This window comes from Kitasatospora sp. NPDC047058 (genome assembly GCF_040643935.1).
Lineage (GTDB): Bacteria > Actinomycetota > Actinomycetes > Streptomycetales > Streptomycetaceae > Kitasatospora.
The window spans coordinates 1-6,782 of record NZ_JBEYVJ010000358.1 but is presented as its reverse complement, the minus strand read 5'-3'; the positions used below and the strand labels follow the sequence as shown (position 1 = coordinate 6,782).

The 6,782-nt window shown below is 73.3% G+C and carries 4 protein-coding genes and 1 pseudogene; all 5 read right to left on the bottom strand.

What is annotated here, in order from left to right; genetic code table 11:
* Positions 1-60 precede the first annotated feature (60 nt).
* Positions 61-981, bottom strand: coding sequence for a carbohydrate ABC transporter permease (locus tag ABZ885_RS32700; protein WP_360196734.1), 921 nt, complete (start codon positions 979-981; stop codon positions 61-63).
* Positions 978-2,243, bottom strand: a pseudogene (locus ABZ885_RS32695) (sugar ABC transporter permease); the annotation flags it as partial. The pseudogene ABZ885_RS32695 and the gene ABZ885_RS32700, both read right to left, overlap by 4 nt.
* 54 nt (positions 2,244-2,297) lie before the next feature.
* Complete coding sequence (locus tag ABZ885_RS32690; RefSeq protein WP_360196731.1) at positions 2,298-3,626, bottom strand: extracellular solute-binding protein; 1,329 nt, start codon at positions 3,624-3,626, stop codon at positions 2,298-2,300.
* A gap of 53 nt (positions 3,627-3,679) precedes the next feature.
* Complete coding sequence (locus ABZ885_RS32685) at positions 3,680-5,380, bottom strand: glycoside hydrolase family 13 protein (RefSeq protein WP_360196728.1); 1,701 nt, start codon at positions 5,378-5,380, stop codon at positions 3,680-3,682.
* Between the two features lie 198 nt (positions 5,381-5,578).
* Positions 5,579-6,775 (bottom strand): ABC transporter substrate-binding protein, encoded by a 1,197-nt coding sequence (locus tag ABZ885_RS32680; RefSeq protein ID WP_360196737.1) that lies wholly within the window; start codon positions 6,773-6,775, stop codon positions 5,579-5,581.
* Positions 6,776-6,782: the final 7 nt, after the last annotated feature.

The following is a 6,782-nucleotide window of genomic DNA, read 5'->3' as shown; positions in this document are numbered from 1 at the left end:
CGGGCGGCCGCCCCCCCGCCCCCCGGCCGCCGCGTGCGGGGACCGCTCCCCGGCGGGGAGTCACTTCACGGATCCGGCCATCGCCCCCTGGACGAAGAACCGCTGGAAGCAGAGGAACACCGCGACGGGAACCACGAGGGACAGGAACGCGCCGGGCGCGAGGATGTCCATGTTGCTGCCGAACTGCCGCATCTGGGACTGCAGGTAGACGGTCAGCGGCTGCGAGTCGTTGCCGGCGAAGATCAGCGCGACCAGCATGTCGTTCCAGACCCAGAGGAACTGGAAGATGCACAGCGAGGCGACGGCCGGCGCGGCGAGCGGCAGGGCGAGCGTACGGAAGATCCGCCACTCCCCGCAGCCGTCCACCCGGGCCGCCTCCAGGAGTTCCGCGGGGATCTCCAGGAAGTGGTTGCGCATCAGGAACACCGCGAACGGCAGCCCGTAGCCGACGTGGAACAGCACCACGCCGGGGATGGTGCCGAACAGCCCGACGGCGCCCTCCAGTTTGGCAACCGGGATGAGGCCGACCTGGACGGGCACGACCAGCAGGCCGACCACACCGAGGAAGACGGCGTCCCGGCCGGGGAAGCGCATCCAGGCGAAGGCGTAGCCGGCGCCCGCGGCGAGCGCCACGGTCAGCAGGGTCGCCGGGACGCTGATGAGCACGGTGTTCCACAGCGCCTTGGGCACGTCGCCGCCGCCGAGCAAGGCGGTGTAGTTCTGCAGGGTGAGCTGCGCGGGTTCGGTCAGCGCCGTCCACCAGCCGCCGGTGGCGGCGAGCTGCTTGGGCCGCAGCGAGGAGACCAGCAGGCCGACGGTGGGCACCAGCCAGGCGACGGCCGCCACGATCAGCACGGTCTGGACGAGGCCGCTCCGGGTGAGGGCGGCGAGCCGGGCCGTCAGCGGCAGGCCGGGCCGGCCGGCGGGCCGCGGCGCGGTGGTGGTGGGGGCGGCGGCCGGGGCCGCCTGGGTGGTGGTCATGCGCGGCTCCCTCGGAAGCGTCGAACGTTGAGCAGCATCACCGGGACGACCAGGAGCAGCAGCAGGACGCTCAGCGCGCTGCCGAGGCCCTGGTCATTGCCGCCGCCGAAGGAGACCAGGTAGAGCCGGAGCGCGAGCACGCTCGCGTCCTGCTGCACCGGCCCGGGCGCGATGATGTACACCAGGTCGAAGATCTTCATCACGTTGATGACCATGGTGATGAACACGACGCCGAGGACCGGGGCGAGTTGGGGCACGGTGATGCGGCGGAAGATCTGCCACTCGCCGGCGCCGTCGAGCCGGGCCGCCTCGATGGTCTCGCGTGGCAGGTTGGCCAGTCCGCCGGCGATGACGACCATGGCGAAGCCGGCCCAGATCCAGGTGTAGGCGCCGATGATGGCGGGGGTGACGAAGGCCGGGCCGAGCCAGTCGACACCGCGGTAGGGGGCGGCGAAGTCGGCGGCCGGCAGGACGACCGAGGTGGTGGCGGACGGAGCCGCCGCGAACCGGAAGGTGCCGTCGTCGGCCGTGGTCGTGGTGGCGATCGTCCGGCCGTCGTCCCGGAGCCGGACCTCGATGCCGGGCAGGCCCTTCTTGCCGGCGTCCAGCTGTCCGGGGCGGCCGCCGCCGCCCGGGACGAAGTCCAGGAACACCGTGCCGCTGACCCCGTCCCCGCCGGCCGGCTCCCGGGCCGTCCGGGCGGTGGCCGGGAGCGCGCCGGGCTGCACCCCGACCATCGGCAGCAGCACAACGCGGGTGGCGGCCGGCGCGCTGACGTCGCCGCCCTGCGCCTGGTCGAGGCCGACGCCGGCGCGCGGCCGGGCGCCCGGGTAGGTCGCCTGGTCGTCGAAGGTGTCGTGGACGGCGACCGCGGCGGCGTTGAGCACGCCGCGCTGCGGGTCCGCGTCGTACACGGTGCGGAAGATGATCCCGGCGGCGAGGAAGGAGATCGCCATCGGCATGAAGACGAGCAGCTTGAACGCGGTGGCCCAGCGGATCTTCTCGGTCAGCACCGCGAACACCAGGCCGACCGCGGTCACCAGGGCCGGGGCGACGGCGACCCAGATCGCGTTGTTGCGCACGGCGGTGAGGGTGGCGTGGTCGGTGAAGGCGGTGCCGTAGTTGTCGAGCCCGACGAAGCGGTGGCCGGAGGCGTCGAAGAGGCTGCGGGCCACCGAGAAGCCGATCGGGTACACGACGAGGGCGCCGAGCAGCAGCAGGGTGGGCAGGACGAAGAGCAGGGCGAGGCCCCGGTGGCGCCGGACGGCGCCACCGGAGGCCCGGTCCCTGCGGGGTGGGCGCAGAGACATGGCGGATCAGCCCTTGTAGGCCTTGGCCGCGTCGGCTTCGAGCCTGGCCGCGGCGCCCTGGACGTCGGAGGGGTTGGCGAGGAAGTCCTGGAGGTCCTTCCACTCGCCCTGGCCGGCGGTGCCGCCGAACGCCGCGGGCGTCTGGTCCGACATGTCGAAGCGGAACGCGTCGCCGGCGTCGATCACCGACTTGGCGAACTGCCGGGTGGTGTCGTCGGGGTAGACGGCGGGGTCCACCGCCTTGTTGGGCGAGATGAAGCCGCCGGCCCGGCCCCAGACGGCCGCGGCCTCGGGGCCGGCCAGGTACTCGACGAACTTCTGGGCGGCCTCGGTGTGCTTGGCGCCCTTGAGGACGACCGCCGCGTCGCCGGCGCCGACCACCGGGGCCTTGCCGCCGTCCACCGCGGGGAACGGGAACACCTTGGCGTCGGTGCCGACCTGCTTCTTCAGCTCGGAGGCGATGACGCCGCCGACGAAGTCGCCCTCGAAGGTCATGGCGGCCTTGGGCTGCGCCCCGAAGACCTGCTGGACGGAGGTGGGGAAGTCGGTCTGCAGGGCGCCCTGCCCGCCGCCCGCGACGAGTTGCCTGTCGCCGAAGACCTTGCCGAGGGTGGTCAGGGCCTTGAAAACCGACGGGTCGGTCCACGGGATCTCGTGCCGGGTGAGCTTGTCGTAGAGCTCCGGTCCGGCCTGGGAGAGGTAGACGTTCTCGAACCAGTCGGTCAGCGGCCAGCCGGCCTGGCCGGCGACCGAGAAGGCCGGGGTGCCGGAGTCGGAGAGCGTCCGGCCGGCCTTCAGCAGGCCCTCGAAGTCGGCCGGGGGCTGGACGCCGGCGCTCTGGAACGCGGCGGGGCTGTACCAGACGGTCGACTTGTCGGCGGCCTTGAAGTAGAGGCCGTACTGGGTGCCGTTGACGGTGCCGAGGCTGGACCAGATGCCGGCGTAGTTCTTCTTCGCCGCCTCGGTGACGGCGGGCGCGAGCGGCGCCAGCCAGCCCTTGTCGGCGAACTGCTTGATGACGCCGGGCTGGGCGACCATGACCACGTCCATCGGGTCACCGCCCTCGATCTTGCTGCCGACCACGGTGGAGAGGTTGTCACCGGTGGAGGTGTAGCTGACGGTGGCACCGGTCTTCGCGGTGAAGGCGTCCAGCACCTTCTTGAAGTTCTCCTGCTCGGTGCCGCTCCACACGGCGGCGACGGTCAGGGTCTGGCCCTTGAGTTCCTGGGTGGCCGAGTCGGTGGCGGTGCTGCCGCCGCCACTGCCGCAGGCGGTCGCGGTGGCGGCCAGCACGACGGAGGCGGCGAGGGCGGGGAGGATGCGGCGGAGTCTCATCGTCGGGTCTTCCTTCGTGGGGTGGGTGGGGTTCACGAGGCAGTGACTTGTCGTCAGAGTGGCTGTGTGGAGGTGGAGTTGATCCACCAGGCCGTGGTGGCGGGCGGCAGGACGCCGTCACCGCACGGGCCGCTGGCCAGCAGCGGCGGACCGGTGACCGGGGCCGGCGCGGGGGTGTCGCCGAAGTTGACGGCGCACACCAGGCCCTCGCCGCGGACGAACGCGAGGACGCCGGGCGGGGTCTCCAGCCACCGCAGCGTGCCTTCGCCGAGCTGCGGGAGTTCACGGCGCAGCTGCAGGGCGGTGCGGTACAGGTGGTAGACGGATCCGGCGTCGGCCCGCTGCCGCTCGGCCGTGTGCGCGGCGAAGGAGGCCGGCTGCGGCAGCCAGGGGGCGGCGGGGCCGTCCGGCGGACTGAACCCGAACGGGGCCGTGTCGCCCGACCAGGGCAGCGGTATCCGGCAGCCGTCGCGGATGCCGGTCCGGGAGCCGGTGCGGCGGAAGATCGGGTCGGTGATCGACTCGTCGGGCAGGTCGAGGACTTCGGGCAGGCCGAGTTCCTCGCCCTGGTAGACGTAGGCGGCGCCGGGCAGGGCCAGCATCAGCAGGGCGGCCGCCGTGGCCCGGGCGGGTCCGGAGGCCGGATCCTCCCCCGCGAACCGGCTCACCGTGCGGACCTGATCGTGGTTGTTGAGCACCCAGGTGACCGTGGAACCGGTGGCGGCGATGTCCCGCACGGCGTCGTCGATGACCCGGTGGAAGTGCGCGAGGTCCCACGGCGCGTGCAGCAGGTGGAAGAAGAAGGCCTGGTGCAGTTCGTCGGGGCGCACGTACAGCGCCTGCTCCGCCGGCGTGGGCACCGAGGCCTCGCCGACCAGCAGCCGCTGGCGGCCGTCGCGGGCCGTGTACTCCTCACAGATCGCGCGCCACCGGCGCCAGACCCCGTGCACCTCCGGCTGGTTCCAGGCCAGCGGGTTGACGGAGTCGCGGGTGCGCTCGTCCGCCTCCGGGTCGGGCGAGTCGGGCAGCTCGGGGTGCTTGTACAGCCCGGCCGCCACGTCGATCCGGAAGCCGTCGACGCCGCGGTCCAGCCAGAACCGCAGCACCTCCTCGAAGTGGGCGGCGACGTCGGGGCTGCGCCAGTTGAAGTCCGGCTGCTCCGGGGTGAACAGGTGGAGGTACCACTGGCCGGGCCGGCCGTCGGCCTCGGTGACCCGGGACCAGGCCGGGCCGCCGAACATCGCCCGCCAGTTGTTGGGCGGCAGCTCCCCTCCCTCGCCGCGCCCGTCGGCGAAGTGGAACCGCGCCCGCTCGGGGCTGCCGGGTCCGTTGGCCAGCGCCTTCAGGAACCACGGGTGCTCGCTGGAGCAGTGGTTGGGGACGACGTCCAGGACCAGCTTGAGGCCGAGCAGCCGGCAGTCCGCCACCAGGCGGTCGAACTCGGCGAGGTCCCCGTAGGCCGGGTCGACGGCGCAGTGGTCGGCGATGTCGTAGCCGTGGTCGTGCTGCGGGGAGACGTAGAACGGGTTGAGCCAGACGCCGTCGGCGCCCAGCTGCCGCACGTGGTGCAGCTGTTCCCGGACGCCGGCGAGGTCGCCGACGCCGTCGCCGTCGGTGTCGCGGAAGCTGCGCACGTAGATCTGGTAGATCACGGCGTCGCGCCACCAGGCACGGGCGGCGGGGGTGGTGGGGGCGTGCCGACGAGCGCGCGGCAGGGTGACCGCGTCGCCGTCGGGGAGGGTGGGGTTGGGCATCTCGCTACTCCAACGGTTATGCATTCGCGTTAGGTATAGCAGGCGGAGACGTCCGCTGTTAAGCCCTTGTTTGGTGAGGTTTCCCAGGAGTTACGGGATGACGTACCCGCTCAGGAATAGATACATGTTAGGTACCGGCGGGTAGGGCCGGCCGGACGGGGGCGAAGCGCCCGCACGAAGCTCCCCGCAGACGTCGGCTCAGCCGACGATGGCGCGCAGGTCCGCGGCCAGGCGGGGCAGCGCCGCCTCGGCGGTCCGCCGGCCCGACACGACCTCGAACGCCGTCTCGCTGAACGCGAGGCTCAGCTGCTGGTACTGCGGCACGCCGGGACGCGCCCCGGCCGCCAGGATCGCCGTGCGCAGCACCGGCAGGTACGGGAACCGGGCGACCAGGTCCGGATCCGCGTAGAGGTCCGCCCAGACCGGCGGCAGCCCGCCGTCGGTCAGCACGCGGTACTGCGCCCGACGGCTCGTCAGGTAGGCGATCAGCGCCCGCGCCGTGCGCTGGCGCCGGGAGAACCGGCTGACCGCCAGCCCCGAGCCGCCCAGCACACCGCTGCCGGGCCCGTGCGGGCCGGGCAGCGGCACCACGCCGAACCGTCCCGCCACCGGCGAACCGGCCGCGCCGACCGCGTGGTAGACGTACGGCCAGTTCCGCAGGAAGAGCAGGCCGCCCCGGCCGAACGCCTCGCGGGACTCCTCCTCGCGGTAGCCGAGCACCTCCGCCGCGATCCAGCCTTCGCGCACGCCCCCGGCAAGGAACTCCAGCCCGGCGCGGGCCTGCGGGCTGTCGACCACCACCGACCCGTCACCGGCCAGCAGGTCACCGCCGGCCGAGCGGACGGCCTCCAGCGCGTTGACGGCGAGCCCCTCGTACGGGCTCAGCTGGCCCGCGTACCCGGACAGACCGTGCGCGGGGGCCAGTGTCCTCGCCTGCCGCACCAGGTCGTCCCAGGTGGCGGGCGGCTGCTCGCCGGCGGCGGCCAGCACGTCACTGCGGTAGTACAGCAGGGCGGCGTTGGCGACGAACGGCACCGCGTACAGCGCTCCGTCGTAGCGGCCGGTCCGGACCACCGGCGGCAGGAAGCTGTCCAGCGCGAAGTCCGACCCGTCCAGCGGCACGGTCCAGCGCCGGGCCGCGAACTCGGCCGTCCACACCACGTCGAGGTTGAGCACGTCGAACCGGCTGCCGCCGGCCGCCAGCTCCCCGGCGAGCTGGGCGTGCACCTCGTCCGCCGCCTCGGGCAGCTCGACCAGCTCGGCGGGCTGCTCCGGGTGCTCGGCGTTCCAGTCGGCCAGCAGCCCGCGCAGGTAGCGCGTGGTGTCCCGGCCGGTGGCCAGCGTGACCGGCCCGACGCCGTCCGGGTCGCCCGCCGCCTCCGGGCGGCCGGCCAGGCCGTAC

Coding starts and splice junctions, on each gene's coding strand:
- ABZ885_RS32700 (WP_360196734.1), bottom strand. CDS start 981: ATGACCACCACCCAGGCGGCCCCGGCCGCCGCCCCCACCACCACCGCG.
- ABZ885_RS32690 (WP_360196731.1), bottom strand. CDS start 3,626: ATGAGACTCCGCCGCATCCTCCCCGCCCTCGCCGCCTCCGTCGTGCTG.
- ABZ885_RS32685 (WP_360196728.1), bottom strand. CDS start 5,380: ATGCCCAACCCCACCCTCCCCGACGGCGACGCGGTCACCCTGCCGCGC.